Source organism: Microbacterium pasadenense (assembly GCF_047246565.1).
Taxonomy (GTDB): Bacteria; Actinomycetota; Actinomycetes; order Actinomycetales; family Microbacteriaceae; genus Microbacterium.
The window spans coordinates 413,309-438,320 of sequence record NZ_JBFOKN010000002.1 but is presented as its reverse complement, the minus strand read 5'-3'; the positions used below and the strand labels follow the sequence as shown (position 1 = coordinate 438,320).

31 protein-coding genes are annotated in these 25,012 nt (G+C 70.5%); 5 read left to right on the top strand and 26 right to left on the bottom strand.

Features of this window, described 5'->3' with window-relative positions:
• Nucleotides 1-9: 9 nt before the first annotated feature.
• Both AB3M83_RS08245 and AB3M83_RS08240 read right to left on the bottom strand, forming a co-directional pair.
• Nucleotides 10-945, bottom strand: coding sequence for a tetratricopeptide repeat protein (locus tag AB3M83_RS08245; protein WP_412946895.1), 936 nt, complete (start codon nucleotides 943-945; stop codon nucleotides 10-12).
• Nucleotides 942-2,720 (bottom strand): DUF8094 domain-containing protein, encoded by a 1,779-nt coding sequence (locus AB3M83_RS08240; protein WP_412946893.1) that lies wholly within the window; start codon nucleotides 2,718-2,720, stop codon nucleotides 942-944. Before AB3M83_RS08240 ends, AB3M83_RS08245 begins: the two co-directional genes overlap by 4 nt.
• A gap of 160 nt (nucleotides 2,721-2,880) precedes the next feature.
• On the opposite strand from AB3M83_RS08240, the gene AB3M83_RS08235 reads away from it, so the two are divergent.
• Nucleotides 2,881-3,954 carry an AI-2E family transporter gene (locus AB3M83_RS08235; protein ID WP_412946891.1) on the top strand — a complete coding sequence of 358 codons (1,074 nt, stop codon included), beginning with the start codon at nucleotides 2,881-2,883 and terminating at the stop codon, nucleotides 3,952-3,954.
• A 4-nt stretch (nucleotides 3,955-3,958) separates the two neighbouring features.
• On the opposite strand, the gene AB3M83_RS08230 is transcribed toward AB3M83_RS08235, so the two are convergent.
• The 8 genes from AB3M83_RS08230 to rpsB all read right to left on the bottom strand — a co-directional run bounded on the left by AB3M83_RS08230 (nucleotide 3,959) and on the right by rpsB (nucleotide 9,881).
• Nucleotides 3,959-4,240: a hypothetical protein gene (locus AB3M83_RS08230; RefSeq protein ID WP_412946889.1), complete on the bottom strand. Its 282-nt coding sequence runs from the start codon at nucleotides 4,238-4,240 to the stop codon at nucleotides 3,959-3,961.
• 4 nt (nucleotides 4,241-4,244) lie between these two features.
• Nucleotides 4,245-4,970, bottom strand: a complete 726-nt coding sequence (locus AB3M83_RS08225) for an aggregation-promoting factor C-terminal-like domain-containing protein (RefSeq protein WP_412946886.1) — start codon at nucleotides 4,968-4,970, stop codon at nucleotides 4,245-4,247.
• A 46-nt stretch (nucleotides 4,971-5,016) separates the two neighbouring features.
• A complete protein-coding gene (locus AB3M83_RS08220) occupies nucleotides 5,017-5,574 on the bottom strand; it encodes a DivIVA domain-containing protein (RefSeq protein ID WP_412946884.1) in 558 nt (185 codons plus the stop codon).
• Nucleotides 5,571-6,596 carry a phosphatidate cytidylyltransferase gene (locus AB3M83_RS08215; RefSeq protein WP_412946881.1) on the bottom strand — a complete coding sequence of 342 codons (1,026 nt, stop codon included), beginning with the start codon at nucleotides 6,594-6,596 and terminating at the stop codon, nucleotides 5,571-5,573. The genes AB3M83_RS08220 and AB3M83_RS08215 overlap by 4 nt, the downstream gene beginning before the upstream one ends.
• Before the next feature lie 51 nt (nucleotides 6,597-6,647).
• Nucleotides 6,648-7,202: a ribosome recycling factor gene (gene frr / locus AB3M83_RS08210; protein ID WP_412947851.1), complete on the bottom strand. Its 555-nt coding sequence runs from the start codon at nucleotides 7,200-7,202 to the stop codon at nucleotides 6,648-6,650.
• Nucleotides 7,203-7,258: 56 nt separating this feature from the next.
• Nucleotides 7,259-7,978, bottom strand: coding sequence for a UMP kinase (pyrH, locus tag AB3M83_RS08205; protein WP_412946878.1), 720 nt, complete (start codon nucleotides 7,976-7,978; stop codon nucleotides 7,259-7,261).
• Nucleotides 7,979-8,064: 86 nt separating this feature from the next.
• Nucleotides 8,065-8,892: a translation elongation factor Ts gene (tsf, locus tag AB3M83_RS08200; protein WP_412946875.1), complete on the bottom strand. Its 828-nt coding sequence runs from the start codon at nucleotides 8,890-8,892 to the stop codon at nucleotides 8,065-8,067.
• Between the two features lie 80 nt (nucleotides 8,893-8,972).
• Nucleotides 8,973-9,881, bottom strand: a complete 909-nt coding sequence (rpsB, locus tag AB3M83_RS08195) for a 30S ribosomal protein S2 (RefSeq protein WP_412946873.1) — start codon at nucleotides 9,879-9,881, stop codon at nucleotides 8,973-8,975.
• Between the two features lie 275 nt (nucleotides 9,882-10,156).
• On the opposite strand from rpsB, the gene AB3M83_RS08190 reads away from it, so the two are divergent.
• Entirely contained in the window at nucleotides 10,157-10,663 is a 507-nt protein-coding gene (locus AB3M83_RS08190; RefSeq protein WP_412946870.1) for a murein hydrolase activator EnvC family protein, read from the top strand.
• A gap of 11 nt (nucleotides 10,664-10,674) precedes the next feature.
• Here the strand turns inward: AB3M83_RS08190 and AB3M83_RS08185 are convergent, their stop codons facing one another.
• From AB3M83_RS08185 to AB3M83_RS08145, 9 genes are all read right to left on the bottom strand, one after another.
• On the bottom strand, nucleotides 10,675-11,574 hold the full coding sequence (locus tag AB3M83_RS08185; protein ID WP_412946867.1) for a tyrosine-type recombinase/integrase: 900 nt from the start codon (nucleotides 11,572-11,574) through the stop codon (nucleotides 10,675-10,677).
• 66 nt (nucleotides 11,575-11,640) lie between these two features.
• A complete protein-coding gene (gene dprA, locus AB3M83_RS08180) occupies nucleotides 11,641-12,807 on the bottom strand; it encodes a DNA-processing protein DprA (protein WP_412946864.1) in 1,167 nt (388 codons plus the stop codon).
• The gene (locus AB3M83_RS08175) at nucleotides 12,794-14,329 is read right to left on the bottom strand and encodes a YifB family Mg chelatase-like AAA ATPase (RefSeq protein WP_412946862.1); all 1,536 of its coding nucleotides are present in this window, start codon (nucleotides 14,327-14,329) and stop codon (nucleotides 12,794-12,796) included. The genes dprA and AB3M83_RS08175 overlap by 14 nt, the downstream gene beginning before the upstream one ends.
• Complete coding sequence (locus tag AB3M83_RS08170; protein WP_412946860.1) at nucleotides 14,326-14,688, bottom strand: YraN family protein; 363 nt, start codon at nucleotides 14,686-14,688, stop codon at nucleotides 14,326-14,328. Before AB3M83_RS08170 ends, AB3M83_RS08175 begins: the two co-directional genes overlap by 4 nt.
• Before the next feature lie 90 nt (nucleotides 14,689-14,778).
• A complete protein-coding gene (locus AB3M83_RS08165) occupies nucleotides 14,779-15,102 on the bottom strand; it encodes a DUF2469 family protein (protein ID WP_412946857.1) in 324 nt (107 codons plus the stop codon).
• 23 nt (nucleotides 15,103-15,125) lie between these two features.
• Nucleotides 15,126-15,785, bottom strand: coding sequence for a ribonuclease HII (gene rnhB / locus AB3M83_RS08160; RefSeq protein WP_412946854.1), 660 nt, complete (start codon nucleotides 15,783-15,785; stop codon nucleotides 15,126-15,128).
• On the bottom strand, nucleotides 15,782-16,528 hold the full coding sequence (lepB, locus tag AB3M83_RS08155) for a signal peptidase I (RefSeq protein ID WP_412946852.1): 747 nt from the start codon (nucleotides 16,526-16,528) through the stop codon (nucleotides 15,782-15,784). Before lepB ends, rnhB begins: the two co-directional genes overlap by 4 nt.
• 139 nt (nucleotides 16,529-16,667) lie before the next feature.
• Complete coding sequence (rplS, locus tag AB3M83_RS08150) at nucleotides 16,668-17,015, bottom strand: 50S ribosomal protein L19 (protein WP_412947850.1); 348 nt, start codon at nucleotides 17,013-17,015, stop codon at nucleotides 16,668-16,670.
• Between the two features lie 172 nt (nucleotides 17,016-17,187).
• On the bottom strand, nucleotides 17,188-17,658 hold the full coding sequence (locus AB3M83_RS08145) for an MFS transporter permease (RefSeq protein WP_412946849.1): 471 nt from the start codon (nucleotides 17,656-17,658) through the stop codon (nucleotides 17,188-17,190).
• A 51-nt stretch (nucleotides 17,659-17,709) separates the two neighbouring features.
• Here AB3M83_RS08145 and map point away from each other — a divergent pair, with 51 nt between their 5' ends.
• On the top strand, nucleotides 17,710-18,492 hold the full coding sequence (gene map / locus AB3M83_RS08140; RefSeq protein ID WP_412946846.1) for a type I methionyl aminopeptidase: 783 nt from the start codon (nucleotides 17,710-17,712) through the stop codon (nucleotides 18,490-18,492).
• Between the two features lie 15 nt (nucleotides 18,493-18,507).
• Here map and trmD read toward each other — a convergent pair whose 3' ends face one another.
• From trmD to rpsP, 4 genes are read right to left on the bottom strand one after another with little or no spacing between them, the layout of a single operon-like run.
• A complete protein-coding gene (gene trmD / locus AB3M83_RS08135; RefSeq protein WP_412946843.1) occupies nucleotides 18,508-19,206 on the bottom strand; it encodes a tRNA (guanosine(37)-N1)-methyltransferase TrmD in 699 nt (232 codons plus the stop codon).
• A 1-nt stretch (nucleotide 19,207) separates the two neighbouring features.
• Entirely contained in the window at nucleotides 19,208-19,876 is a 669-nt protein-coding gene (gene rimM, locus AB3M83_RS08130; RefSeq protein WP_412946842.1) for a ribosome maturation factor RimM, read from the bottom strand.
• The gene (locus AB3M83_RS08125; protein WP_412946839.1) at nucleotides 19,839-20,069 is read right to left on the bottom strand and encodes an RNA-binding protein; all 231 of its coding nucleotides are present in this window, start codon (nucleotides 20,067-20,069) and stop codon (nucleotides 19,839-19,841) included. The genes rimM and AB3M83_RS08125 overlap by 38 nt, the downstream gene beginning before the upstream one ends.
• 4 nt (nucleotides 20,070-20,073) lie before the next feature.
• The gene (gene rpsP / locus AB3M83_RS08120; protein WP_412946838.1) at nucleotides 20,074-20,484 is read right to left on the bottom strand and encodes a 30S ribosomal protein S16; all 411 of its coding nucleotides are present in this window, start codon (nucleotides 20,482-20,484) and stop codon (nucleotides 20,074-20,076) included.
• Nucleotides 20,485-20,669: 185 nt separating this feature from the next.
• Here rpsP and AB3M83_RS08115 point away from each other — a divergent pair, with 185 nt between their 5' ends.
• The gene (locus tag AB3M83_RS08115; protein WP_412946835.1) at nucleotides 20,670-21,827 is read left to right on the top strand and encodes a glutamate--cysteine ligase; all 1,158 of its coding nucleotides are present in this window, start codon (nucleotides 20,670-20,672) and stop codon (nucleotides 21,825-21,827) included.
• 62 nt (nucleotides 21,828-21,889) lie between these two features.
• Here AB3M83_RS08115 and ffh read toward each other — a convergent pair whose 3' ends face one another.
• A complete protein-coding gene (gene ffh / locus AB3M83_RS08110) occupies nucleotides 21,890-23,443 on the bottom strand; it encodes a signal recognition particle protein (RefSeq protein ID WP_412946833.1) in 1,554 nt (517 codons plus the stop codon).
• Between the two features lie 12 nt (nucleotides 23,444-23,455).
• A complete protein-coding gene (locus AB3M83_RS08105; protein WP_412946831.1) occupies nucleotides 23,456-24,004 on the bottom strand; it encodes a TetR/AcrR family transcriptional regulator in 549 nt (182 codons plus the stop codon).
• Between the two features lie 159 nt (nucleotides 24,005-24,163).
• On the opposite strand from AB3M83_RS08105, the gene AB3M83_RS08100 reads away from it, so the two are divergent.
• Nucleotides 24,164-24,484 carry a hypothetical protein gene (locus tag AB3M83_RS08100; protein WP_412946829.1) on the top strand — a complete coding sequence of 107 codons (321 nt, stop codon included), beginning with the start codon at nucleotides 24,164-24,166 and terminating at the stop codon, nucleotides 24,482-24,484.
• A 17-nt stretch (nucleotides 24,485-24,501) separates the two neighbouring features.
• Here AB3M83_RS08100 and AB3M83_RS08095 read toward each other — a convergent pair whose 3' ends face one another.
• Nucleotides 24,502-25,002, bottom strand: coding sequence for a DUF2004 domain-containing protein (locus AB3M83_RS08095; protein WP_412946827.1), 501 nt, complete (start codon nucleotides 25,000-25,002; stop codon nucleotides 24,502-24,504).
• Between the last annotated feature and the right edge of the window lie 10 nt (nucleotides 25,003-25,012).

Here is a 25,012-nt window from a genome sequence, read left to right as displayed (position 1 = left end):
CCGCCGGTCTCAGAAGAGGAGGCTGGCCAGCCGGCCGCGCGCGCGGATGACGCGCGGGTCGCCGTCGCCCACGATGCCGAACTGTTCGAGCAGACGCTCCCGCACCGGGGCCCGGTCGGCGCTCGGCAGCGCGGCGAAGAGGTCGAGGAGGCGGTCGAACGCGTCCTCCACATGGCCGCCCGCGAGGTCGAGGTCAGCGACGTCGAACTGAGCCGTCACATCGGTCGGGGCCGCGGCGGCCGCGGCGCGTGCGGCGGCGAGGTCGAGGTGCTGGACCCGCGCGAGCAGGCGCACCTGCCCGAAGCCGGCGCGCGCGTCCTCGTCGCGAGGATTCTCCGCGAGGGCTTTCTCGTAGGCGACCGCCGCGGCGTCGTAGTCACCGCGCTCGATGGCGTCGAACGCCTCCTGGTGCAGCGGCGGGAGCGCGGGCTCGGCCGCATCCGACGGCGCGTCACCCTGCGGGACGGTCCCGGTCACGCCGTGGTTCGCCGCGAGCTCGAGGAGCTGGTGGAAGACTTCTCGCACCTGCTGCTCGGGAACGGCGCCGGTGAAGAGCTGGACGGGCTGACCGGCGACCAGGGCGACGACGAGCGGGATCGACTGCGCGCGGAAGCTCTGCGCCAGCTGCGGGTTGGCGTCGACGTCCACCTTGGCGAGCACGAGCCGGCCGGCGAACTCGGCGATGAGCTTCTCGAGGACCGGGCTCAGCTGCTTGCACGGGCCGCACCACTCGGCCCAGAGGTCCACGACCACCGGGACGGTCTTCGACAGCTCGAGGACCTGACCGAAGTCGGCGTCCGTCGCGTCGAAGACCAGGCGCGGCGCCGACGCTCCCCCGGCGGCGGGGGTGCCGGGGCCCGCCGGGGCGGCGGCATCCGGGCGGGAACGGAGGGACGACAGATCGATGGCACCGCGCATGACGGCACCGGGAGCGGGCGTGCTCACTCTTTATCAACCACCTTGGCATCGAGGATGTTGGAACGGGACGCGATGAGCTGGATCTTCTCGTTCGATCCCTGAGCGGGGACCAGGAAGTACAGCTGGTCGGCGTAGCGCGTCGTGAAGCCGGTCGCGGACTGGGTGACGCCGGTCAGCGCCTTCACGACCTCGTTCTTGCCGAGCTTGATGACCGCATCGTCGTTGGTGGGAACGACCGATTCGTTCTCGACGACCGTCACCGCGACGATGGCGCCGCTGTCGAGCGTCGCCAGCGACAGGGGCTCGGTCCCGCCGGCGGAGGCCTTGAAGGCCACCTTCCCGGTGTCCTCGCCCGTCTTGTTGAAGTTCTTCAGCAGCGTCGCCCGGTTCTCCTCGATCTGCACGCGGAACGGGTCGGTCTCCTCGTCGAACACCGCGGCGAACTCGCTCTCGTCGCCCTTGTTGAGGACGTCGGCATAGGCGGCGGCGATCTGCTCGGGCGGCATGACGAGGAACGGGGACGGCGGCTCCACCGCAACCGCTCCGACGTAGGACGCGGCGAGGTTCATGCTCGCGTCGGCCCGCAGGTTGGAGAGGTAGCTGAGCTTGTAATCGGCCCACGCGTCCTCCTGCGTCACGGTCATCACCGTCGCCGAGCCGTCGGTGTCCTCGACGACGGCGAGGAACATGCGCGGCCAGGCGTCCTGCGCCTGCGGGAGCAGAGCCGTGATGGGCCCGGACGGGATCGGCGCGAGGGGCTCCTGCGCGTCGATCTCCTTCTGGAGGCGGTAGTTCGTCTTGCGCTCGGTGAGCGCGGGGCCGGTGAGCCGGGCTCCCGCCGCCTTCGCGTCCGCGGCTTCGTCGGCAGCGGCGACCTCCTCCGCGATGCGGGTCAGGATACGCTCAGCCTGGGTCTCGGTGACCGCCGGCGCGCCCTGACCCTCGGGGACGATGACCGTCTCGGTCGGCGTCGGGGTCCCGGTGGGCTCGAGATCCGGCCACGCGTCCGGTGCGCAGCCCGACAGCAGGGCGGCGGACACGATCAGCGCCGGAGCCGCGAGGAGCGACTTCCGACCGCCGGTGAGCTGGCGGCGCCGCGGACTGGCGGAGATGACGCCCTTCTTGTCCCGGCCGGGAAGCTCGATGGGCTCGGTCACCGGCATGGGGAGGCCCTTGCGGCGGGGGCCGCGAGAGCGGCGGGCGTGGCGGAAGGCGAGGAAGTACAGCACGACGCCGGCGAGGAGCATGACGCCACCGGCGGCGATGAGCGGACCGGCCCAGGGTGTCGTGGCCCCCGTCGGCCAGGTGACGCTGATGGATGCCGGTGCCGGCGCGGTGCCGTCGGAGGCGATCAGGACGCTCATGTCGGCCGGGAGGCTCAACGGCGTCGCCAGGCTGCCCTCCTGCTGGAACTCGTCGAGCCAGAGGTCGGACCCCGCGGGGTCGGCGGTGGGCGACGCGTCGTCCTCCGGGATCGCGGCGGCCGGGACCTCGGTCGTCGCGAGGGCGCCCTCATCTCCCAGCGTCACCGCGGTGTAGTCGGTCGGGGCGAGCCAGGCGGTGAGATCGGTCGTCCGGGCGTACGCGGCGAACACCGGCCCGTCCCCCTCGACCCGAAGCGTCTGCGAGCCGGCACGGCTGGCGAAAACGTCACCGTCCACGAGGATGTAGGGCGCGGAGCCTCCCACCTCGACGGCGGCGGTCTCGGTCGTCGGTGCCTGCAGGATGGTGCGCTGGGCGATGCCCGCGCCGATCATCACGGTCGCGAGCACGAATGCCACAATCGCCCACACGAAACGCACGAATCGACACCCTCTCTCCAGCCGGAATCGCCTCGGCGGGCGACCAATCGACGTTCCAGCCTAGCGAAAGGATCTGGCAATCGCGTGGGAGCGCGGCACTGACGGGTTCTGCCCCTGCGGGTGGCTAGGGTGAACCGCAGGCCCCCTTGGAAGGTTTTCCGTGAAGATCCAGCACGCGTTCCGCACCGCACTCATCGCCACCCTCGGCGTCGGGGTCGGCATCCTCATCATCACGGGCGTCCAGACCCTCTCCACCGTGCTGCTGTACGTCGGCACCGCGCTGTTCCTCGCGCTCGGCCTCGACCCCGTGGTGACCTGGCTGGAACGGCGCGGGATGCCGCGCTGGAGTGCACTCGTCCTCACCTTCGTCGCCCTGCTCGCGGCCGGTACCGGGCTCGTCCTCATGGTGGTGCCGATCCTGACCGGACAGATCGCCGAGCTCGTGCTCCGCATCCAGAAGCTCGTGGAGAGCGCCGTCGACGGCCAGTGGAACCCCGTCAACGCGGGCCGCGACTGGCTGTCGGAGACGTTCCCGCTGCTGGAGGTGGACGTGGTGCTCGACTATGTCAACGACTGGTGGACCTCCCTCGACCTCGCCGACATCGGCACGGGGATCGGGACCGGGCTCCTGTCCCTGGGCGCCGGCCTCGTGGCCTTCGCCACCGGCGCGATCATCGTGACGATCCTCACCATCTACTTCACCGCCTCGATGCGCTCGCTGAAGCGGTCGATCTACCAGATGGTCCCCGCCTCCAAGCGGGAACGGTTCATCGACCTGGCCGAGCAGATCTCGGCATCCGTCGGCTATTACGTCATGGGCCAGGTCACGCTCGGCGTGATCAACGGCATCCTCAGCGCGATCTTCCTCTCGATCATCGGCGCCCCCTTCCCCGCCGTGCTGGCCGTCATCGCCTTCTTCTTCTCCCTGATCCCGCTCGTCGGAACGCTCACCGGCTCGGCGATCATCGTGCTCGCCTGCCTCGGACTGGCCTCGCCGCTGACGGCCCTGGTCGCCCTCATCTGGTACCTCGTCTACATGCAGGTCGAGGCGTACTTCGTCTCGCCGCGCATCATGAGCCGCGCCGTCTCGGTCCCGGGCGCCGTCGTCGTCATCGCCGCCCTCGCGGGCGGCTCCCTGCTCGGCCTGCTCGGCGCCCTCATCGCGATTCCGGTCGCCGCGAGCATCCTGATCATCTACCGGCAGGTGCTCATCCCCCGGCAGAACGAGCTCTGAGGCTTCAGGCCACGTTCCAGCAGGCCCGGTGCCAGTGACGGCGCGATGCGAGGTCGGCGGCGTCGCCGAGGACCCCGTCCGCACGCCATACCACGAGGTGCGCGACCCCGACCGCGATCGTGCGACCGCATCCCGGGCACCGGTACTCCTTGCGTGCCTGCGGGGCACCGAGGGGCTGGACGGTCCACTCGGCCCCGCGCCGCGTCTCCGTGCGCTTCCAGCCGCTCAGCAGGCGGTCGAACGATTCGTCGGGGCCCACCGGACGCCGCCGGTTCGAGCGGGGCATCCGGTCAGTACCACCCGGAGCGCTGCGACTTCGCCCACGCACCGCACGGCGTGCCGTAGCGGCCCTTGATGTAGCCGAGGCCCCACGCGATCTGCGTGGCCGGGTTCGTCTCCCAGTCGGAGCCCGCCGACGCCATCTTGCGTCCCGGCAGCGCCTGCGGGATGCCGTAGGCCCCGCTCGACGCGTTGTAGGCGTTGACGCGCCACCCGGATTCCTTCTTCCACAGCGCGACGAGGCAGGCGAACTCGCTCTCGCCCCAGCCGCGGGCGGCCACCATGTCGAAGGCGATAGCCTGCGCGCTGCCGGGATCCGGAGCGACGAACGGCGGTGACCACGCCGACGCACCCGACGAGCCGGACCCGCCGGCGCTGCTGCCGGCGGCGATCGGGTCCGCCGTCGGCGTGGGAGTGGGGGTGGGGGTCGGCTTGACGTAGACGCTGTACTCGCTGCTGCGCTCCAGGGCGATGACGGCGGTATCGCCGGCGTTGTAGAGCTGCGCGTCCTCGATCGCCGACGCGTAGAGCGAGAGCGGGTCGATCTCGGCGGCCTGCGCCTCCACCGGAACGGCGGTCAGCGGGACGATGTACGCCGCGACGAATGCGGCGGTCGCGAGGGCGGCGAAGACGCTCAGCACGCCACGGCGACGCGACCAGCGCGGCGCGGGGGCCGGGCGGCGGGAGACCGTCGACAGGTCTCCGACGGTGCGCGAGATCTCGGTGCCGGAAGTCACAGTGCTCCTGATGATAGTCGGGGCCGCGGCGGGCTGCCAGAAGGCGTCACCCGACGGAGAGCATCACGTCGACGACGGCATCCAGCACCGCATCGACCTGCACCTCGTCGTAGCCGCCCAGCTGCATGCGGAAGGCGACGGTGCGCACCTGCTCGACCGACAGCCCCTCGCCGGTCTCGAGATACCGCGCGATCCGTCCTGCCACGAGATCCACCTCGTCGATGCGGTAGCCGAAGCGCAGCAGCGGCACGCGGGCGAACTTCTTCCGCTTCGGCCGGGAGAGGCGGTTCAGGACCTCCTGTGCGAGTTTCCGCGAGGCGCCGACCCAGGCACGCGCACCGCGCTTGGAGAGAGCCTCGGTCCTCTCACGCTGCGCGAAGGCGTCTTCGATCCGGCCGAGCGCCGCGTCGACGGCGGCGACCTCGTACCCGTCGCGCACGAGCGGGAAGCCGACGCTGCGCACGTCCGCGGAGGTGACGGCAGGGGTCTCCGATTCGAAGGCCGCCCGTGCCGACTCGAGGAAGGCGTCGACGGCTTCGGGGTCGTAACCCTTGCGACGGCCCATGACCGTCGGGAAGGCGGACGAGGAACGGAGATCGGTCATGCGAGTGCGCTCATCGGGGAGAAGAGGAAGAACAGGGCGATGCCTGGGACCATGGACGGGAGGATGGAATCGAGACGGTCCAGCACACCGCCGTGACCGGGCAGGAACGAGCTCATGTCCTTGATCCCCAGGTCGCGCTTGATGAGGGACTCCCCCAGGTCGCCGATCGTCGCGGCGACGACCACCGCGGCACCGAGGACCAGGCCGGTCCACAGCGGGATCTGCAGCATCAGCACGGCCAGGACGCCGCCGGCGATGAGGCCGCACAGCACGGCGCCCGCGAACCCCTCCCAGGTCTTGTTCGGGCTGATGCGGGGCGCCATCTTGTGTCGTCCGAACGCCACACCGCTCGCGTAGGCGCCGGTGTCGACGGCCACGGCGACGATCAGCACGGCGAGGAGCCACAGCTCCCCGTGGTCCTGGCGCAGCAGCACGAGGGTGAAGCTGCCGAGGAAGGCGACGTAGATCGGCAGGAGCCCGCTCGCCAGGACGTCCGTCGTGACCTCTGCGTAGCCGCGACCGTCGCCCGCCGCCATCTGCGCGACGAGACGCCAGACCACGACGAAGATGACAGCGGCGAAGGTCACCAGCCAGTGGGTGAGGTACCCCGCGAAGGCGGCTCCGAGGATCATGATGCCGGCGATCAGCTGCGACGTCAGGTCGATGCGTCGGCCGCTCGCCTGCAGGGCCCGCGTGAACTCGAAGATCCCGAGGAGGCACAGCGGGACGGCGAACGCGATGAACGCCCACTTGACGAACAGCAGCGACCCGAGGACGATCACGCCGATCGCCAGACCGATCAGGATCGCCATGAGGAGGTTGCGTCCGGTGCGCGCGTTGATGCGCTCGTTCGCCTCTTCGAACTCGGCGCGTGCACGCTCGATCTGGCTCTCGAACTCCGAGCGCGCGGCACGGACGTGCGACTGGAACACCGAACCGTCACTCGGCTCGACGGGTTCCCGGTGGGGCGCCCGACCCTCGGTCGGACGCGGCACCGGTGTCCCCGGGACGTCGTCGCTCATGGCCGCGGATGTCCGCTCACGAGTGGGTCTGTTCGCTCATCAGTCGGGCGCTCAGACCTCGAGGAGCTCGGTCTCTTTGCGCTTCAGGGCATCGTCGATGAGCTCGACGTGCGCCTTCGTGAGGGCGTCGAGCTCCTTCTCGGCGCGAGCGAGGTCATCGTCGCTGACCTCGCCCTTGAGCGCGTCGAGCTCGTCCTTCGCCTTGCGACGAATGCCGCGGACATGCACCTTCGCATCCTCGCCCTTCGACCGGACGAGTTTGACGTACTCCTTGCGGCGGTCCGCCGTGAGCTCGGGCATCGTCACGCGGACGAGGTTGCCGTCGTTGGTCGGGTTGGCCCCGAGGTTGGGCATGTCGCGGATCGCCTGCTCGACCGCCTTCAGCGCCGACTTGTCATAGGGCGTGATGACCAGCGTGCGCGCTTCGGGGGCGTTCAGCGACGCCAGCTGCGCGAGCGGCGTCGGCGTGCCGTAGTAGTCGACCAGGACCTTCTGGAACAGCTGCGGGTTCGCGCGTCCGGTGCGGACGGTGGCGAAGTCCTCCTTCGCCGCCTCAACGGCTCGGTCCATGCGGGTCTTCGTGTCGGCCAGGGTCTCGGCGATCACGGTCACTCCATTCGTCGGTACGTCCGGTCAAGTCTAGTCGGGGCTGCGGGAACTCCTCAGACGGTGACGAGCGTGCCGATCGATTCGCCGAGCAGAGCGCGGGTCACGTTGCCGGCGGGCTCCATGCCGAACACGCGCATGTCCATGCCGTTGTCCATGCAGAGGCTGAAGGCTGTGGAGTCGACCACCTTGAGGCCGCGCTGCAGAGCGTCGCGGTACGTGATCGCGTCGATCCGCTGGGCGGTGGCATCCTTCTTCGGATCCGCCGTATACACGCCGTCGACGCCGTTCTTGGCGACGAGGACCTCGGACGCCCCGATCTCGAGGGCGCGCTGGGCGGCGACGGTGTCGGTCGAGAAGTAGGGCAGGCCTGCGCCGGCGCCGAAGATGACCACCCGGCCCTTCTCCATGTGACGCTCGGCCCGGCGCGGGATGTACGGCTCGGCGACCTGCGTCATCGAGATGGCGGACTGGACCCGCGTGGCGGCTCCCGCCTGCTCGAGGAAGTCCTGCAGCGCGAGGGCGTTCATCACGGTCCCCAGCATGCCCATGTAGTCGGCGCGGCCGCGGTCCATGCCGCGCTGGCTGAGCTCGGCGCCGCGGAAGAAGTTGCCGCCGCCGACCACGATGGAGATCTCCACCCGGTCCACCGCCGCGGCGATCTCGCGGGCGATGGCGCCGACCACGTCGGGGTTGACGCCGAGCTGACCGGCACCGAATGCCTCGCCGGACAGCTTCAGGAGGACGCGACGGCGTCCGGTGTTCTCGTCGATCACGCGGGATCCTCTCGTTGGGTGAAGACTAGCGAACGGCATGGAAAAGGGGTTCGCATCGGATGATGCGAACCCCTTTCGTCACTGCCTTACGCGCCGACCTTGAAGCGGGCGAAGCCCGTCACGGTGATGCCGGCGTCGGCTGCGACCTTGGCGACGGACAGCTTGTTGTCCTTCGCGTAGTCCTGGTCGAGAAGTGCGACCTGCTTGAAGAACGCGTTGACACGGCCCTCGACGATCTTCGGCAGGGCAGCCTCGGGCTTGCCCTCGTTGCGGGAGATCTCGGTGACGATCTCGCGCTCCTTCTCGACGTCGGCCTCGGGGACCTCGTCGCGCGACAGGTACGTCGGGTTGGCGAAGGAGATGTGCTGGGCGATCGAGCGAGCCGTCTCGGCGTCGTCACCCGTGTAGGCGACGACGACGCCGACCTGCGGGGGCAGGTCCTTGCTCGTCTTGTGCAGGTAGACCTGGAAGGCGTCGCCGGTGAGCGTGCGGACGCGACGCAGTTCGACCTTCTCGCCGATGATCGCGGCCTCGTCCGAGATGACCTTGTCGACGGTCTGGCCGTCGACCTCGGCGGCGAGGGCTGCGTCGGCCGAGTCGGCACCGGCGGCGGCGGCCGCGGCGAGGACCTTGTCGGCGAGGGCGATGAAGCGGTCGTTCTTGGCCACGAAGTCGGTCTCGCAGGCGAGTTCGATGAGCGTGACCTTGCCGTCGGCCTCGAGCGCGGCGATGAGGCCCTCGCTCGTGGAGCGGTCGGCGCGCTTCGCGTTGCCCTTCGCACCCTTCAGGCGCAGGATCTCGACGGCCTTCTCGAGGTCGCCGTCGGCCTCCTCGAGCGCCTTCTTGGTGTCGACCATTCCCGTGCCGAGCTGCTCGCGCAGCGCCTTGATGTCGGCGATGGTGAAGTTTGCCATGGGTGGCGGCTCCTCAGTGTTATGGGGTCGTTGTGCCGGACGTCGGCCGTCCCGGTCGTGCCGGGACGGCCGACGGGAGATTACTCTGCGGACTTCTCCTCGGCCGGAGCCTCGGACTCGGCCGCGGGGGCCTCGGTCTCGGCGGGAGCCTCGTCGGCCGCGGGAGCCTCAGCCTCGGCGGGAGCCTCGTCGGCCGCGGGGGCCTCGTCGGCCGCCGGAGCGGAGTCGGGAGCCGACTCGAGCAGCTCACGCTCCCAGTCGGCGAGGGGCTCGGCGTCGGCCGAGTCGTCGGTGGGCTGGTGGCGCTGGATGAGGCCCTCGGCGGCGGCGTCCGCGATGATGCGGGTCAGCAGGCTGACCGAGCGGATCGCGTCGTCGTTGCCGGGGATCGGGTACTGGAACTCGTCCGGGTCGGCGTTCGTGTCGAGGATGCCGATGACGGGGATGCCGAGCTTCTTGGCCTCGTCGATGGCGAGGTGCTCGCGCTTGGCGTCGACGACCCAGATCGCGGAGGGCGTCTTCTGCAGGTTGCGGATACCGCCGAGCGACTTGTGCAGCTTGTCGAGCTCGCGCTTCTTGAGCAGCAGCTCCTTCTTGGTGAAGGCGCTCTCGGAGGGGTTGTCGAAGTCGAGCTCCTCGAGCTCCTTCATGCGGGCGAGACGCTTCGAGACCGTCTGGAAGTTGGTGAGGAGGCCACCGAGCCAGCGCTGGTTGACGAAGGGCTGACCGACGCGGGTCGCCTGCTCGGCGATGATCTCCTGAGCCTGCTTCTTGGTGCCGACGAAGAGGATCGTGCCGCCGTGGGCGACGGTCTCCCGGACGTACTCGTACGCCTTGTCGATGTAGCCCAGCGACTGCTGCAGGTCGATGATGTGGATGCCGCTGCGCTCGGTCAGGATGAAGCGCTTGACTTTCGGGTTCCACCGACGGGTCTGGTGTCCGAAGTGGACGCCGCTGTCGAGCAGCTGGCGAATGGTGACGACGGCCATGGCCGTTCTCCTGTTCTTTGGGTTGTTCGCGCCGGACCGGTGGTCGCGGCGAGCCTGGTGCCCGGCACACACCCGCTCCCGGAGGAGACCTGGGGTGGGATGCCGCGGAATCGGTGATCCGATCCGCTCTGGGCACGCGTAGTCACCCCGACGTGCGAGGTGCGGGTCCAGTGTAGCAAGAACCGCGCCTTCTCCCCCGCGCCCGTGCAGTGCCACTCCTCCGCAGATCCGCGGACGGATGCCGGGCGGCCCGGAGCCCTCGCGAAGGTGGACGAGTGCACCGCTTCGCCGCCCCCCTGATCGCCGCAGCGGCCGCCACCGCCCTGGCCGTCGGCCTGTTCGGCGGTGCCGGACCGGTCGCGGCCGCTCCGCCGCCGGGATGGGAGCTGCCGGTGGCGGACGCCACCGTGGTCGCGCCGTTCCGAGCGCCCGCGCACCGCTACGGACCGGGACACCGCGGCGTGGACCTGGCGCCGGCGTCGGCGGATGCGGTGGTGACGGCATCCGCCGGCGGCGTCATCGCGTTCTCGGGACGGGTCGTCGACCGCGGCGTCGTCACGATCGACCACGGCGGTGGCTGGGTCACCACCGTCGAACCGGTCGAGCCGACGGCGGCGAAGGGCGACGTGGTGGTCGCGGGCGACCCGATCGCTCTCCTCGGCACCGGCGGCCATGCGCCCGCCGGCATCCTGCATGTGGGCGTACGGCACGACGGCGAGTACGTGAATCCGCTATCGCTCGTCCGCGAGATCCCCCGCGCGATCCTGCTGCCGTGCTGCTGAGGCCGGCCCGGTCATGCGCGCGGATGGGCGAGGCGGTAGCTCGCGGCGAGTCGCTCCGTCGACACGTGCGTGTAGATCTGCGTGGTTCCCAGACTGGCGTGCCCGAGCATCTCCTGGACGGCACGCAGGTCGGCACCCCCGTCGAGAAGGTGCGTGGCCGCCGAGTGGCGCAGCGAGTGCGGTCCCACGGCATCCGTTCCCAGCGCGGGACCGAGCATCCGCCGGACCATCTCGTAGACCGACCGTGTGTTCAGCCGGGCGCCGCGCGCACCGAGCAGGAGGGCCCGGCCCGAGTCGTCCCGCACGAGTGCGGGACGACCGCGCACGAGGTAGGCGTCGAGCGCCTGGGCAGCCGGCCGGCCGTACGGGACCACGCGCTCCTTGGAGCCCTTGCCGACGACCCGCACGGTCGCGTTCTCGGGATCGACCGAGTCGACGTCGAGACCGCAGAGCTCGGACACGCGGAGCGCCGCCCCGTAGAGGAGTTCGAGGGCGGCCGCGTCCCGCAGGGCGATCGCGTCGCCGTCGGCGGCAGCGGCCTCGCGGGCGGCGTTCAGGACGTCGGCGAGGACCGGCGCGGAAGCCACCGCGGGAAGCGTCCGGCCGCGCTTGGGCGTCACCAGGCGCAGGCTCGGGTCGACGGCGATGTGCCCGGCGTCGTGCGCCCACGCGAAGAACCCGCGGACGGTCGCCGTCCGCCGCGCGAGCGTCGTGCGGGCGGCACCGTGCTGCGTCGCCGCCCAGAGCCAGTCGCGCAGGATCTCGATGTCGAGCTCGCCGAGGTCCGGGTCGCCGACCGCTGCCGAGAGGTCCCGCAGGTCCGAGCGGTACGCCCGGACGGTGGCGGGCGACAGTCTGCGTACGCGCGCCAGATGCTCGGCGTAGGCGTCGACGGCCGCGGTGAGGCGCATGTGTTCCAGGATGCCCTGCGCGAGGCCGCCCGGCCCGCAGGCACGGCCGGTGTCCGGGTGAAGCTGTCATGCCGGTCGGCGGCGCCAGCCGTCTGCCGTGCGGTGCGCCGAACCGTCGAGTTCCAGCATGCCGAGCAGCGCCTGTGCGTCGTCGGGGGCGAACCCGGAGCGGCGAGCGATCTCCTCGGCGCTCCGGCCGACGCGGACGCTGAGCGCGTCCAGCACCCGCGTGCGATCCCCGGTGAAGGAATCGTCGCCGGAGACCGCGGCGCCGGTGAGGCCGAGGAGTTCCCGGACGTCATCGGCGCCGGTGACGCACCGCGCGTCGTACTCGCGCAGCAGGCGGTGGCATCCGGCGGACGCGGCGCTGGTCACGGGGCCCGGGACCGCCCCGAGGGCGCGCCCGAGTGCGGCGGCGTGCCCCGCCGTGTTGAGCGATCCGCTGCGCCACCCCGCCTCCACCACGACGGTCGCCCCCGCGGCGGCCGCGATGAGGCGGTTCCGCTGCAGGAACCGCCATTTGGTGGGCGTCGTGCCGCACGGCACCTCTGCCGCGACGGCGCCGGGACCTGCCGCGATCCTCGCCAGCAGGTCGGCGTGCCCGGCGGGGTACGCGCGGTCGACGCCGCCCGCGAGGAAGGCGAGGGTACGACCCCCCGCCGCGATCGCGGCCCGATGCGCCATCCCGTCGATGCCGTAGGCGCCGCCGGACACGACGGTGATCCCGCTCCCCGCCAGCTCGGCCGCCATCTCCATCGCCACGTGCTCGCCGTACCCGGTGGCGGCACGGGCGCCGACGAGCGCCACCGCCGGGGTCCGGGAACTCAGTGTCCCGAGGTCGCCACGCACCCACAGGCATCGCGGCGCGTGCGGGCCGAGGTCGTCGAGCGCGTTCGGCCACTCGTCGTCCTCCGCCGTGAGGAGTCGGACTCCGGCCCGCTGCGCACCCCGGAAGGCATCGTCGACCGTCCCGAGTCGCGGAAGCCACCGCCGGCGCGCGGCGACGACGTTCGGGTCCTGCACCGAATCCGTCCCGTCCTCGAGTGCGACGCTCAACGCCGTTCGGGGGCCCAGCGCCGCCACCAGGGTCCCGGCGACGCCGTCACCCGGCTCGGTCAGGCACGACCAGACCGCAGCCGCATGCCGGCTCGCCGCCTGCTCGGGATCGTCCAGGAGCTCGCTCGGAACGAGGCCGGTGAGCCGCTGTCGCACCAGGTTCTCAGCCGAGGCCATGCGCCGCTCCCTGCTTCAGGTACAGCGCTCGCCCGATGTCCGCCATGGCAAGGCGGTCCCGTCCGGCGAGGTCGGCGAGGGTCCAAGCGACCCGCAGGATGCGGTTGTAGCCGCGGATGCTGATGCTCCCCCGGTGCAGCGCCGCGTCCAGGGCACGCGTGATGACGGGCTCGGCCCGGAGCGGACCCGAGCGGAGCCACTCCCCGTCCACCTGCGCATTGGTGTGCCACGCGGTGCCGGCGAGCCGACGGTGCGCGCGCTCACGCGCCTCTCTCACCCGGTCACGAGCCGATGCGGACGTCATCCGCTCCCCCTCCCCGGCGGTCACGGTCGACACCCGCTGCATGGCCAGCTCGATGTCGATGCGGTCGAGCAGCGGACCCGAGATCTTGGACCGGTATCGGCGGACCGCGATCGACGGACACACGCATTCCGCACCGCGGACACCCGCGTTGCCGCAGGGGCACGGGTTCGTCGCCAGGACGAGCTGGAACCGGGTGGGGAAGGTGGCCCGGAAGCCCGCGCGGTCGATCGCGACGTTCCCGCATTCCAGCGGCTGTCGCAGCGCATCCAGCGTATGGCGCCCGAACTCCCCGGCCTCGTCGAGGAAGAGGACACCCCCGCTCGCCCGGGCGATCGCGCCGGGGCGCACCACGCGGCTGCCTCCGCCGATGAGCGCGGTGGCACTCGCCGTATGGTGCGGCGCTTCGAACGGCGGCACACGATCCAGCGTGTCGACGGGGAGGCCCGACAGCGAGCGGATGGATGCGACCTGCAGCGCCGCCGCGTCGTCGAGATCGGGCAGGATGCCGGGCAGCCGACGGGCGAGCATCGTCTTGCCCGCTCCGGGAGGCCCGCTCATGAGGACGTGGTGGCCACCCGCGGCGGCGATGAGCATCGCTTCGACGGCATCGCGCTGGCCGATCACGTCCGCCATCTCCAAGGACTCGGCGGCGGTCCCGGCGCCGGCGGCGGGTGCCCGGACGGGCTCGAGGACCACCTCGGGCACGTCGAGGCCATGGCTGCGCGCGACATCGCGGAGGCTGATCGCGCCGTGCACCTCGATCCCGTCCACGAGCGAGGCCTCGTCCGCACTGGCGTGCGGCACGATGACCCGGCGGAAACCGGCTCGGGCGGCGGCCACCACGGCGGGCAGGATGCCGGGGATCGGTCGGAGCCGGCCGTCCAGCCCCAGTTCGCCGAGGTGCACGGTCTCGGCGAGGGAGTCCGGATCCAGTGGCTGCTCGGTGGCAACGGCGGCGATGGCCATCGCGACGTCGAGTCCGGACCCGTGCTTGGGCAGGCTCGCCGGCGACAGGTTCACGGTGACGTGGCGTCGCGGCAGCGGGAGGTCGCTGTTCGCGCACGCGTTGTGCACGCGCTGCTGCGCCTCGCCGACCGCTTTGTCCGCCAGTCCGATGATCGAGAAGCCGGGAACCTGATTGGAGAGATCCGCCTCGACCTCGACCATGTCGCCGACCAGACCGGTGAGCACCACCGACCACGTCCGGCCGACGTTCATCGCAGATCCTCGAGGTGCTCCAGCACGGCCGTGGCCGGATCAGGCCCGGTGATCCCGATCACGTCGAGTCGCAGGCGGCGGCGCGCCGCTGCACCGGGGTGGGCCACGATCCAGGCGCACCCCAGCCGCCACAGCCGATCGCGCTTGCGCGCGGAGACCGCCTCGAACGGATGCCCGAACCACTCGGTCCGGCGCGTCTTCACCTCGACGACGACCAGGTCGCCGCGGGAGGCGGCGACGATGTCCAGCTCACCCTGTGCGCACCGCCAGTTGCGGTCGAGCAGCTCGTAGCCCGCAGCGGCGAGGTGCTGCGCCGCCCGCTGCTCCCCCGCCCGTCCGAGATCGTCCTTCGCCGCCATGCCACCAGGGTGGACGGCCGTGCCGCCCGGGATACCGCCCGTCGGCCGACCTGTGGACGGCTCGCGCGCGGACGGTGGTGGGGAGAAGGATCAGCCGTCGAGGGAGAGCTCGTCCGGGATGTGGAAGTCGCGGCGCTGCAGCTCCTCGACGTTGACATCCTTGAACGTCAGGACGCGCACGGACTTCACGAACCGGTCGGCGCGGTAGATGTCCCACACCCAGACGTCGGTCATCGAGATCTCGAAATAGAAGTCGTGCTCCGTGTCCCGGCGGACGACGTTCACCTCGTTGGCGAGGTAGAAGCGGCGCTCGGTCTCGATCACGTACTGGAACTGACCGACGACGTCCCGATACTCCTTGTACAGCGCGAGCTCGAGTTCGCGGTCGTAGTCCTCGAACACTTCGTCATCCATGGTGACTCCATCCTAGGCGTCACTCAGAAGAGGGTCGGCGCCGCCCCGATCGACCACGACGACCGGTGGTGGGCGCTCAGGCCGTGCGCCGTGATCGCGGCCCGGTGCTCCGCGCTCGCGTACCCCTTGTTGGCGACCCACTGGTACATGGGCCGCTCGTCGTGGAGCGCCACCATGTACTCGTCCCGCGCCACCTTCGCGATGACGGATGCCGCCGATGCCGATGCGCAGTCCCGGTCCGCTTTGATGATCGGCTGCACGCCGTGTCCGATACGGGCGATCGGGGTGATGTAGTCGTGGTTCCCATCGAGGATGACGATCGCGTCGTCGATCGGGACGCCCTGGAGCTGCAGCTCGTCGATGGCGCGCACGGCGGCCAGGCCCAGGGCGCGGATGATCCCGACCTCGTCGACCTCCGCGGCGCTCGCCCAGCCGATCGCCGAGGCCGGCACCCAGGCGCGCACGCGTTCCGCCATCGGGCCGCGGTTCTTCTCGACGATGAGCTTGGAGTCGCGGAGGCCGTCCGGCACGCGGCGTCTGCTGAGCGCGGCATCCGCCACGGCGGCGCCCACGGCCACCGGGCCCGCCAGCGCGCCGCGACCGACCTCATCGCACGCGATGACGAGGGCGTGCTCGCGCAGCAGCCGCCGCTCGACGGTGAGGCGAGGCGCGGCGACCGTCATCGACCCTCCGCCTCCGGGACGCCGCTGAACACGTCGTGGTGGCCGTCGATGGTGCCGAGCCGCTCGATCGGCCACGTCTTGAGGAACGCCCTGCCCACGACATTGTCGAGGGGGACGAACCCGCCGCCGGGCTGGTCCTGGTGGTAGCGGGAGTCCTGCGAGCTGTCCCGATTGTCGCCGAGGACCCAGACGGAGTCCTCGGGCACGGTGACGTCGTAGTCCATCTCCCGGGGCGCGCTCTGCGAGCCGCTGAGCTTCAGGTACGGGGTCTCGTCCACGGGCACGTCGTTGACGGTCACCTGGCCGAGCGCGTTGCAGCACACGACGTGGTCACCGGGCAGGCCGATGAGCCGCTTGATGAGGTGGTCCTTGCTGTCCGAGGCGGACAGCCCGACCAGCGAGCCTGCCCAGTCGAAGGCGGCCGCCAGCGGAGGCTGCGGCGGCTGCACGGTGATCGGAAGCCAGCCGCCCGGATCCCGGAAGACGACGACGTCGCCGCGGTCGTACCCGCCGAAGCGCGGGGTCAGCTCGTCCACGAGGATGCGGTCGTCGATCTGCAGCGTGTTCTCCATCGAGCCCGACGGAATGTAGAACGACCGCACCAGGAAGGTCTTGACGAGGAACGAGACGAGCACCGCGACGACCAGGATCACCAGGATGTCGCGGATGAAGGGCCAGGGACCGCGTCGCGTGCGCGCAGTCGTCGCGCTGTCGGGCGAGGTCGACGAGGAGTCCGTGGTCATGCTGTCCTTCACCGGCCGTCCGGAGATCGTCGGCCACAGTCCAGGGTCCCACATGCACGCCGGTGACCGTGCCGGGACACCCGAGACGACGGATGCCCCGAGACCGAGGTCTCGGGGCATCCGCTCATCGGGGAGGCGCTCAGCGGTCGCGCTTCTCCTTGATCTTGGCCTTCTTGCCGCGGAGGTTGCGGAGGTAGTACAGCTTCGCGCGACGCACGTCGCCGCGGGTGACGACCTCGATGTGGTCGATGACCGGGCTGTGCACCGGGAAGGTGCGCTCCACGCCCACCTGGAAGCTGATCTTGCGGACCGTGAAGGTCTCGCGGATGCCGTCGCCCGAGCGACCGAGGACGATGCCCTGGAACACCTGGATACGCGAGCGGCTGCCCTCGGTGATGTTCACGTGCACCTTGACGGTGTCACCGGGGCTGAAGGCGGGGATGTCGGAGCGGAGCGAGGCCGCGTCGACGGAGTCGAGGATCTGCATGATCGTCACTTCCTGCGACCGCCACAGGTCGATCGCGAGAGTCAAGAGGGAAAAGGATGTGGTGCCCGAGACGCCGAACCCGGCGTCCTGCTCCCCTGAGGCAGAGACCGTTCAGGGCACAAGGACTCATTCTGCCATGGATACGACCCGCGGCAAAACGCGGGCCGGCAACTCAGACCCCGGGCTCGCGCCGCTCCTCGATGACGACGACCGGCGCGTCCGGCTCCGGCCCCCGGTCCGCCGCAGCCGTATACCGCCGAAGCACGGCGGACGGCCCCGATTCGCTCAGGAGCTGGCGCAGCGACAGCCACACGAGGCCCCCGAAGACGGCGATCGCGGCCGCCAGCAGGGGCCAGAACCAGACCTCGATGTAGAGACCGACGGCGACCGTCAGCAGGTGCCACAGCGCGAACCCGGCGACGTCCGGCCAGGAGACGGCGCGCGCCTGCCGCACCGTCCCGCGCGCCCGGACCAGGAAGGTGAGGACGAGCTGGCCGACGAGCACCGCGGGCATCGCGATGAGGAGGAGCCAGATGAACGCCCACCCGCCGGCATCCGAGAGGAACCATCCGATCAGCAGCCAGAGCGGCAGGACCACGGCGGACGGCAGCAGCCAATGGAAGAACGCGCGACGCACCCACATGCTCCGATGCTACGCGGGTCAGTCAGAATGGATGCTGACGAAAGGATCACCATGATCGAGCTCCGCACCCCCGCCGAAATCGAGGCGATGCGTCCTGCCGGACGTTTCGTCGCCGAGACCCTCGCAACGCTGCGCGAGGAGACGCGGGTGGGCACGAACCTGCTGGCGATCGACCGACGCGCGCATGAGCTGATCCGGCGCGCCGGCGCGGAGTCGTGCTACATCGACTACCACCCGTCGTTCGGGGCGAGCCCCTTCGGCAAGGTGATCTGCACGTCGGTGAACGACGCCGTCCTCCACGGACTGCCGCACGACTACGCCCTGCGCGACGGCGATCTGGTCTCGCTCGACTTCGCCGTCTCGGTGGACGGCTGGGTCGCCGACTCCGCCGTCTCCTTCGTCGTCGGGACCGCCCGCGACGAGGACCTCGCCCTCATCGAGACGACCGAACGGGCGCTGCACGACGCCATCGAGGCAGCCGTCGTCGGCAATCGCATCGGGGACATCTCGCACGCGATCGCCGAGGTCTCCCGCGGGGGCGGCTACTCGATCAACACGGACTTCGGCGGGCACGGCGTGGGCCGGATCATGCACGGCGACCCGCACATCCCCAACGACGGCAAGCCGGGGCGCGGCTATCCGCTCCGGGCCGGGCTCGTCGTCGCGCTCGAGCCGTGGCTGCTGGGCACCACCGACGAGCTCGTCACCGACCCCGACGGCTGGACGCTGCGCAGCGTCGACGGCTCGCGCGGGGCGCACTCCGAGCACACGATCGCCATCACCGAGGACGGTCCGATCGTCCTCACCGACCGGTCGTTCCTCGGGGTCGACTGAGCCGGTCGCGGGCGCTCAGTCCGCGAGCAGGTCGGGACGCCGCGTGCGGGTGCGCTCGACCTGCTGCTCGCGGCGCCACTGCGCGACCCGGCCGTGGTGACCGCTGAGCAGGACGTCGGGCACCTCGTAGCCCCGCCACGACGAGGGCTTCGTGTAGGACGGGTACTCCAGGAGTCCGTCCTCGTGGGATTCCTCGACGAGGCTCTCCGGGTTGCCGACCACGCCCGGCACGAGCCGCCCGATGGCTTCGATCATGGCCATCGAGGCGACCTCGCCGCCGTTGAGCACGTAGTCTCCGAGGCTCACCAGCCGCACCCGTCCGAGGGTCGCGGCGTACGCGAAGACCCGCTCGTCGATGCCCTCGTAACGACCGCAGCCGAAGACGACGTGGGGCTCGGTGCTGAGTTCCCGGGCCGTGGCCTGGGTGAACAGCTCCCCCGCCGGAGACGGGAACACGATGACGGGGCCAGCGACGGGATCCGGCGTCTCCGCCACGATGCCGTCGAGGGCGTCGCCCCAGGGCTCGGGCTTCATGACCATGCCGGCGCCGCCGCCGTAGGGCGTGTCGTCGACGGTCCGGTGGCGGTCGTGCGTATGGTCGCGCAGGTCGTGGACCCGGATGTCGAGGAGGCCTGCGCCGCGCGCCTTGCCGAGCAGCGACACCTCGAGGACGTCGAAGAACGACGGGAAGATCGTGACGACGTCGATGCGCACGTCAGGCTCCGGCGGCGTCCTCGTCGGACGCGGATGCCGCCTCGTCGACCGGGGCGACCGTGTCGGCCTCGTCCGCGGGCAGCTCTTCGAACAGCCCCGCGGGCGGCGTCACGATGAGTCGCCCTCCGGCCATGTCGACCTCGGGCACGATCGCCTTGACGAACGGGACGAGGATCTCGCGGTCGTCGTCGCCGGTCAGGCGAACGCTGAGGAGGTCCTGCGCGGGCAGGTGGTCGACCCGGGCGACGCGTCCGACGACCTCTCCGTCGCGCACCACGTCGAGACCGACGAGCTGATGGTCGTACCAGGCGTCGTCCTCGGATGCCGGTTCTGCGGCATCCTGATCGACCCACAGGATGGCGCGGACGATCGACTCGGCGCCCTCGCGGTCGTCGATGCCCTCCAGGAACAGGACCGGATGCGAGTTCATCCACTTGAACTCGCGGACGGTGACCGTCCTGCCGTGCCACGGCGACGACTCGGGCACCTGCAGCGTGAACACCGCGCCGGGGACGAAGCGCCCATCCGGGTCGTCGGTGTAGAGCTCGAGTTTCAGCGCGCCCTTGAGGCCGTGCGCTTTGACCAGACGCCCGACACGCAGCTGCGTCCGGGCGGGCTTGCCGGCGGACATGTCAGTCGTCCGCCACATCGACACGGACGCGCTTGCCATCGGCGAGAGCCGTGACGAGCGTCCGCAGTGCCTTGGCCGTGCGTCCGCCGCGCCCGATCACGCGACCCCGGTCATCGGGGTGCACGCGTACTTCCAGCACGTCGCCTCGCGGCGAGGTGCTGGAACGAATGGTCACGTCGTCAGGGTGATCGACGATTCCCTTGACGATGTGTTCGAGCGCGGCGGCCAGCAACGGATTACTCGGAGTCGGTCGACTCGGCCGGGGTCTCGGCCTCGGCGGGGGCGTCGGCCTTCTTCTCGGCCTTGGGCTTGACGACCGACTTCTTCGAGGAGTCGGCGACGTACTCGGCCTTCGGCTCGGCGGTCTTCACCGTCGAGACGGCGTTCTTGTCGCCCTTGAAGGTGCCCCAGTCGCCCGTGAGCTTGAGGATCGCGGCGACCTGCTCGGTCGGCTGCGCACCGACGGACAGCCAGTACTGCGCCCGCTCGGAGTCGACCTCGATGAACGAGGGCTCCTCGGTGGGGTGATACTTGCCGATCTCCTCGATGACGCGACCGTCGCGCTTGGTGCGCGAGTCGGCGACGACGATGCGGTAGTAGGGTGCGCGGATCTTGCCGAGGCGCTTGAGACGAATCTTGACAGCCACAATTCTCCTGAATGGTGTTGCGAAAGGTGATGAACGTCGCCTGGAGCGTGGGGTGCACACCCGGCGGGAGCTCTGCGGTGGACCGCATCGCCGGATAGAGGGTCGAGCAAGGCGGTCCAACCGTCTATTCTGCCAGATCGATCGGGTTGCCGCGAACCGGCGAAACGGCGTGACACACTGGGCGCATGACGGTGACCTTCGCCCCCTCCGCTCGTTCCTCCGTCGGAATCGAGTGGGAGATCATGCTCGCCGATCGCAAGACCGGTGACCTCGTCCCGCGGGCACCCGAGATCCTCGAGGTCGTCGAGGACGCGGCACAGCACGAGCGCCACACCGTCACCGGTGAGCTGCTGACGAACACGATCGAGGTGACCAGCGGGGTCGGCGACACCGTCGCCGCCGCCGTCGACGACATCGCAGACGCGATCAGGGCGATCCGGACCGTCACGGACCCCGGCGACATCGAGCTCCTCTGCGCCGGCAGCCACCCGTTCGCGCGCTGGTACGACCAGCAGGTGACGGACAAGACGCGCTACCACAAGCTCGTCGAGCGCACGCAGTGGTGGGGTCGCAACATGCTCATCTGGGGCATCCACGTGCACGTCGGCGTCGAGGACGTGTCGAAGGTCTTCCCGATGATCAACGCGCTGGCCGCGTACCTGCCCCACCTGCAGGCACTCTCGGCGTCCAGCCCGTTCTGGGCCGGCGACCGCACCGGCTATGCGTCCAACCGCGCTCTCGTGTTCCAGCAGCTGCCCACCGCGGGGCTGCCGTGGCCGCTGGAGACCTGGTCGGAGTACGAGGGCTACCTCGAGGACATGGTGCGCACGGGTGTGATGGAGGATGCCACCGAGGTCCGCTGGGACATCCGGCCGGCGCCCCGCTGGGGCACCATCGAGATCCGGGCCTGCGACGGGATGTCGACCCTTCCCGAGCTCGCCGCCGTGGCCGCGCTCGTGCAGGTGCTGGCGGAGCACTTCTCCCGGATGATCGACGAGGGTTGCGAGCTCCCGACCATCCAGCCCTGGTTCGTGCGAGAGAACAAGTGGCGGGCCGCCCGGTACGGACTGGATGCGAGGGTCATCGTCGACCGGGCCGGGACCGAGCGACTCGTCTCGGAGCACCTCCGCGAGGTCGTGGCGGAGCTCGAGCCGATCGCCCAGGAGCTCCACTGCGCGAAGGAGTTCGCCGGGGTCGTCTCGATCCTCGATCAGGGCGCGAGCTACGAGCGGCAGATCCGCGTCGCGGACGCCGCCGACGGCGACCTGCGCGAGGTCGTCCAGCACCTCATCCGCGAGTTCCGCGGCGGACCGACGCTGCGCGAGCACCTCTCCGTCGGCTGAGCCCGAGGGGCGCGTCGACGGACGCCGCGGCCCGCCCGGAGAGCACGGAGCGGCGGGCGCGCTCAGCCCTTGCCGAAGAGCTTCTGGATCTCGGCGAGGTCGGCCTCGCTCGGCTCCGGCGCGCCGCCGAGCCCGAATCCGGAGCCCGCGGGTGCCGCTGCGGCCGCGGCCGTGAGGCCCGCGTTCTCGGCGGCACGCTTGGCGGGGTTCCCCGACCGCGATCCGCCGCTCGACTTCTGCTTCTTCCCGCGCTTGCTCGATGCCCCCGGCTTGCCGCCCACGGGTCCCATGCCCGGCATGCTGGGCACACCGCCGCGCGCCACCGTCTTCATCATCTTGGCCGCCTGGTCGAAGCGCTGCACGAGCTGGTTCACGTCGGTGACGGTCATCCCTGAGCCGCGGGCGATGCGCAGCCGCCGAGAGCCGTTCAGCACCTTCGGGTTCCGTCGCTCGACGGGTGTCATCGAGCGGATGATGGCCTCGGTGCGGTCGATCTCGCGCTCGTCGAAATCCTCGAGCTGCTGCTTCATCTGACCCATGCCCGGCAGCATGCCGAGCATCTTCTTCATCGAGCCCATCTTGCGGACCTGCTGCAGCTGCTCGAGGAAGTCCTCGAGGGTGAACTGGTCCGTCGCGAACTTCTCGGCGACCTTCTTCGCCTCTTCCTCGTCGAAGGCCTGCTGGGCCTGCTCGATGAGGGTGAGGATGTCGCCGAGGTCCAGGATCCGGCTCGCCATGCGGTCGGGGTGGAAGGCTTCGAGGTCGTCCAAGCCCTCCCCGGTGGAGGCGTAGATGATCGGTCGGCCGGTGAGCGACGCGACCGACAGCGCCGCGCCGCCGCGGGCATCGCCGTCGAGCTTGGAGAGCACGACACCGGTGAAGTCGACACCGTCCTGGAACGCCTTCGCGGTGGCGACGGCATCCTGACCGATCATCGCGTCGAGGACGAAGAGCACTTCGTCGGGGTCGGTCGCGCGGCGGATCGCCGACGCCTGCTTCATCAGCTCGGCGTCGACGCCGAGACGTCCGGCGGTGTCGATGATGACGACATCGTGCTGCTGGCGACGCGCGTGATCGACGCCGTCCTTGGCGACCTTCACGGGATCGCCGATCCCGTTGCCCGGCTCGGGGGCGTAGATCGCCGCCCCGGCCCGCTCGGCGACGACCTGCAGCTGGTTCACGGCGTTGGGACGCTGGAGGTCGCACGCGACCAGGAGCGGCGTGTGCCCGTCCTTCTCGAGCTGCTTCGCGAGCTTGCCCGCGAAGGTCGTCTTCCCCGAACCCTGGAGGCCCGCGAGCATGATGACGGTCGGGGGCTGCTTGGCGAACTGCAGTCGGCGCTGCTGGCCGCCGAGGATGCCGACGAGCTCCTCGTTGACGATCTGCACGACCTGCTGCGCCGGGTTCAGGGCGCGGTTCACCTCGTCGCCGAGCGCACGATCGCGCACCTTGCCGGTGAACTCCTTGACGACCTGCAGCGCGACGTCCGCGTCGAGCAGGGCGCGACGGATCTCGCGGACGGTGCCGTCGATGTCCGCAGCGGAGAGCTTGCCCTTCGTGCGAAGGGACCGGAAGGTGTCGGTGAGCCGATCGGAGAGCGTGCCGAAAGTTGCCATGATGCGGCAAGTTTACGCGAGCGTGACGCCCGCGATGTCGAGCGCCGCGCGCAGATGCGCGTCGAGGTGGGAGCGGCCCGCGCCGTCGCGCGCCCAGGCCCGGATCGCGGCCAGCACCGCGCCCCCGTGTGCGGCGCCGGCGACGTCCGCGGCCACCGGTGCGACACCATCGCGCGCCAGCCGTCGGCTGACCGCCCGGCCGATGCGAGCCTGGCGCGCTCCCGACGCGCCGTCGAGCTCCTGACGCAGACCCATCGCATCGGCGTGGGTCAGCGCGAGCGCCAGCACGTCCGGCTGGAAGTCACGACCGATCTGCTCGAGCGAGGCGCGGAGAGCACCGGCATCCGCGTCGTCCTCGAACCGGGCGATCCGCTCGTCGAGTCCCGACCAGAGGATCGCGGCCTTCGAGTCGAAGTAGTTGAAGAAGCTGGACCGGCTCACCCCTGCTCGCGTCGCGATGTCGGTCACCGACGTCGCATCGTAGCCGCGCTCCAGGAACAGCTCGCACGCCGCCTCAGAGATCGAGGCGCGCGACGACGCACGCGGACGGCCGATCGACATGACGTCACCCTATCGAGCCCGTCCCGCCCGGGGCCTCCTCCACAGGACGCCTCCCCCGACGTCCGTCCGCCGGTGCGGGCGCGGCCTGCTCCGGGCGGGGTCGCCGTCCTAGCGTGGGCGGATGCCGGAGGCCCCGGCATCCGCTCCCGAGGAGGACCCATGCGCACGACCATCCGCGCCACCGTCGGCGTCGCCGCCGCGATCGCCCTGACCGCCCTCGTTCCCGTGTCGGGGTCGGTGGAGGGCTCCCCCGCCCCCGACACGATCGTCGCGGTGACCGGCGACGCCGAGAACGGGTTCGAGATCACCTACGGCGACGGCTCGGGACTCTACCCGCCGACCGACAGCGAGGCTCTCGCCGAGTGCAGCGAGTACGACACGCGGATCGACCGGGTCCGGTGCCGTGTCGAAGTGCGCACGTGGTACCGCGACCTCGCGGTGCTGAAACAGGCGCTGGAGTGGGCGCACGCGGACCGCTGAGGGTCGCGCGCCCGGTGTCAGTCGGCGCTGGTGACCGACTGGACCGATCCGTCCACGTCGAGGTTGACGAGCAGGACGTCGTCGGTGGAGTCCGGGTCGAGGGCGTACTCGAGCACGGCGAAGGGATCCTTCCCCTCGTGCTCGTCGGCGAGGATCGTCATGCTCATGAGCTGGAGGGAACGGATGATGTCCATGTGCACGTCACCGGACACATCCACGAGCAGGTCGTCGAGGTCGTCGCCCAGAAGCTCCTGCTGCTGGAGGATGTACTCGATGACCTCGCTGGTGCGGTCATCGAGCTCCGACACCATCGCGTTGCGCGCGCGCATGTCGACGGCCTCGAGGGTCGCGATCATGGCCGCCGCCACGTCCAGGGACGCGACGGAGACGTCATCCTGGTCGGGCGCCGTCAGATCGATCGTGACCCGCTGGTCGCCGAAGTCCACGACTTCAGACCAGAAGATCGAACCGTCCGGTCCGGACTCCAGTAACCCGAAGTAGTCGTGTTCGATCGCCATGTCTCAATGA

Bases quoted from the DNA above. Each gene is read 5' to 3' on its own strand.
- AB3M83_RS08230 (WP_412946889.1), bottom strand. From the start codon at position 4,240: ATGCCCCGCTCGAACCGGCGGCGTCCGGTGGGCCCCGACGAATCGTTC.
- AB3M83_RS08220 (WP_412946884.1), bottom strand. From the start codon at position 5,574: ATGACCGATCTCCGTTCCTCGTCCGCCTTCCCGACGGTCATGGGCCGT.
- AB3M83_RS08215 (WP_412946881.1), bottom strand. From the start codon at position 6,596: ATGAGCGACGACGTCCCGGGGACACCGGTGCCGCGTCCGACCGAGGGT.
- tsf (WP_412946875.1), bottom strand. From the start codon at position 8,892: ATGGCAAACTTCACCATCGCCGACATCAAGGCGCTGCGCGAGCAGCTC.
- rpsB (WP_412946873.1), bottom strand. From the start codon at position 9,881: ATGGCCGTCGTCACCATTCGCCAGCTGCTCGACAGCGGCGTCCACTTC.
- AB3M83_RS08185 (WP_412946867.1), bottom strand. From the start codon at position 11,574: ATGCGCCTCACCGCGGCCGTCGACGCCTACGCCGAGCATCTGGCGCGC.
- dprA (WP_412946864.1), bottom strand. From the start codon at position 12,807: ATGGCCTCGGCTGAGAACCTGGTGCGACAGCGGCTCACCGGCCTCGTT.
- AB3M83_RS08175 (WP_412946862.1), bottom strand. From the start codon at position 14,329: ATGAACGTCGGCCGGACGTGGTCGGTGGTGCTCACCGGTCTGGTCGGC.
- AB3M83_RS08170 (WP_412946860.1), bottom strand. From the start codon at position 14,688: ATGGCGGCGAAGGACGATCTCGGACGGGCGGGGGAGCAGCGGGCGGCG.
- AB3M83_RS08165 (WP_412946857.1), bottom strand. From the start codon at position 15,102: ATGGATGACGAAGTGTTCGAGGACTACGACCGCGAACTCGAGCTCGCG.
- rnhB (WP_412946854.1), bottom strand. From the start codon at position 15,785: ATGACGGTCGCCGCGCCTCGCCTCACCGTCGAGCGGCGGCTGCTGCGC.
- lepB (WP_412946852.1), bottom strand. From the start codon at position 16,528: ATGACCACGGACTCCTCGTCGACCTCGCCCGACAGCGCGACGACTGCG.
- rplS (WP_412947850.1), bottom strand. From the start codon at position 17,015: ATGCAGATCCTCGACTCCGTCGACGCGGCCTCGCTCCGCTCCGACATC.
- AB3M83_RS08145 (WP_412946849.1), bottom strand. From the start codon at position 17,658: ATGTGGGTGCGTCGCGCGTTCTTCCATTGGCTGCTGCCGTCCGCCGTG.
- map (WP_412946846.1), top strand. From the start codon at position 17,710: ATGATCGAGCTCCGCACCCCCGCCGAAATCGAGGCGATGCGTCCTGCC.
- rimM (WP_412946842.1), bottom strand. From the start codon at position 19,876: ATGGCAAGCGCGTCCGTGTCGATGTGGCGGACGACTGACATGTCCGCC.
- AB3M83_RS08115 (WP_412946835.1), top strand. From the start codon at position 20,670: ATGACGGTGACCTTCGCCCCCTCCGCTCGTTCCTCCGTCGGAATCGAG.
- ffh (WP_412946833.1), bottom strand. From the start codon at position 23,443: ATGGCAACTTTCGGCACGCTCTCCGATCGGCTCACCGACACCTTCCGG.
- AB3M83_RS08105 (WP_412946831.1), bottom strand. From the start codon at position 24,004: ATGTCGATCGGCCGTCCGCGTGCGTCGTCGCGCGCCTCGATCTCTGAG.
- AB3M83_RS08100 (WP_412946829.1), top strand. From the start codon at position 24,164: ATGCGCACGACCATCCGCGCCACCGTCGGCGTCGCCGCCGCGATCGCC.
- AB3M83_RS08095 (WP_412946827.1), bottom strand. From the start codon at position 25,002: ATGGCGATCGAACACGACTACTTCGGGTTACTGGAGTCCGGACCGGAC.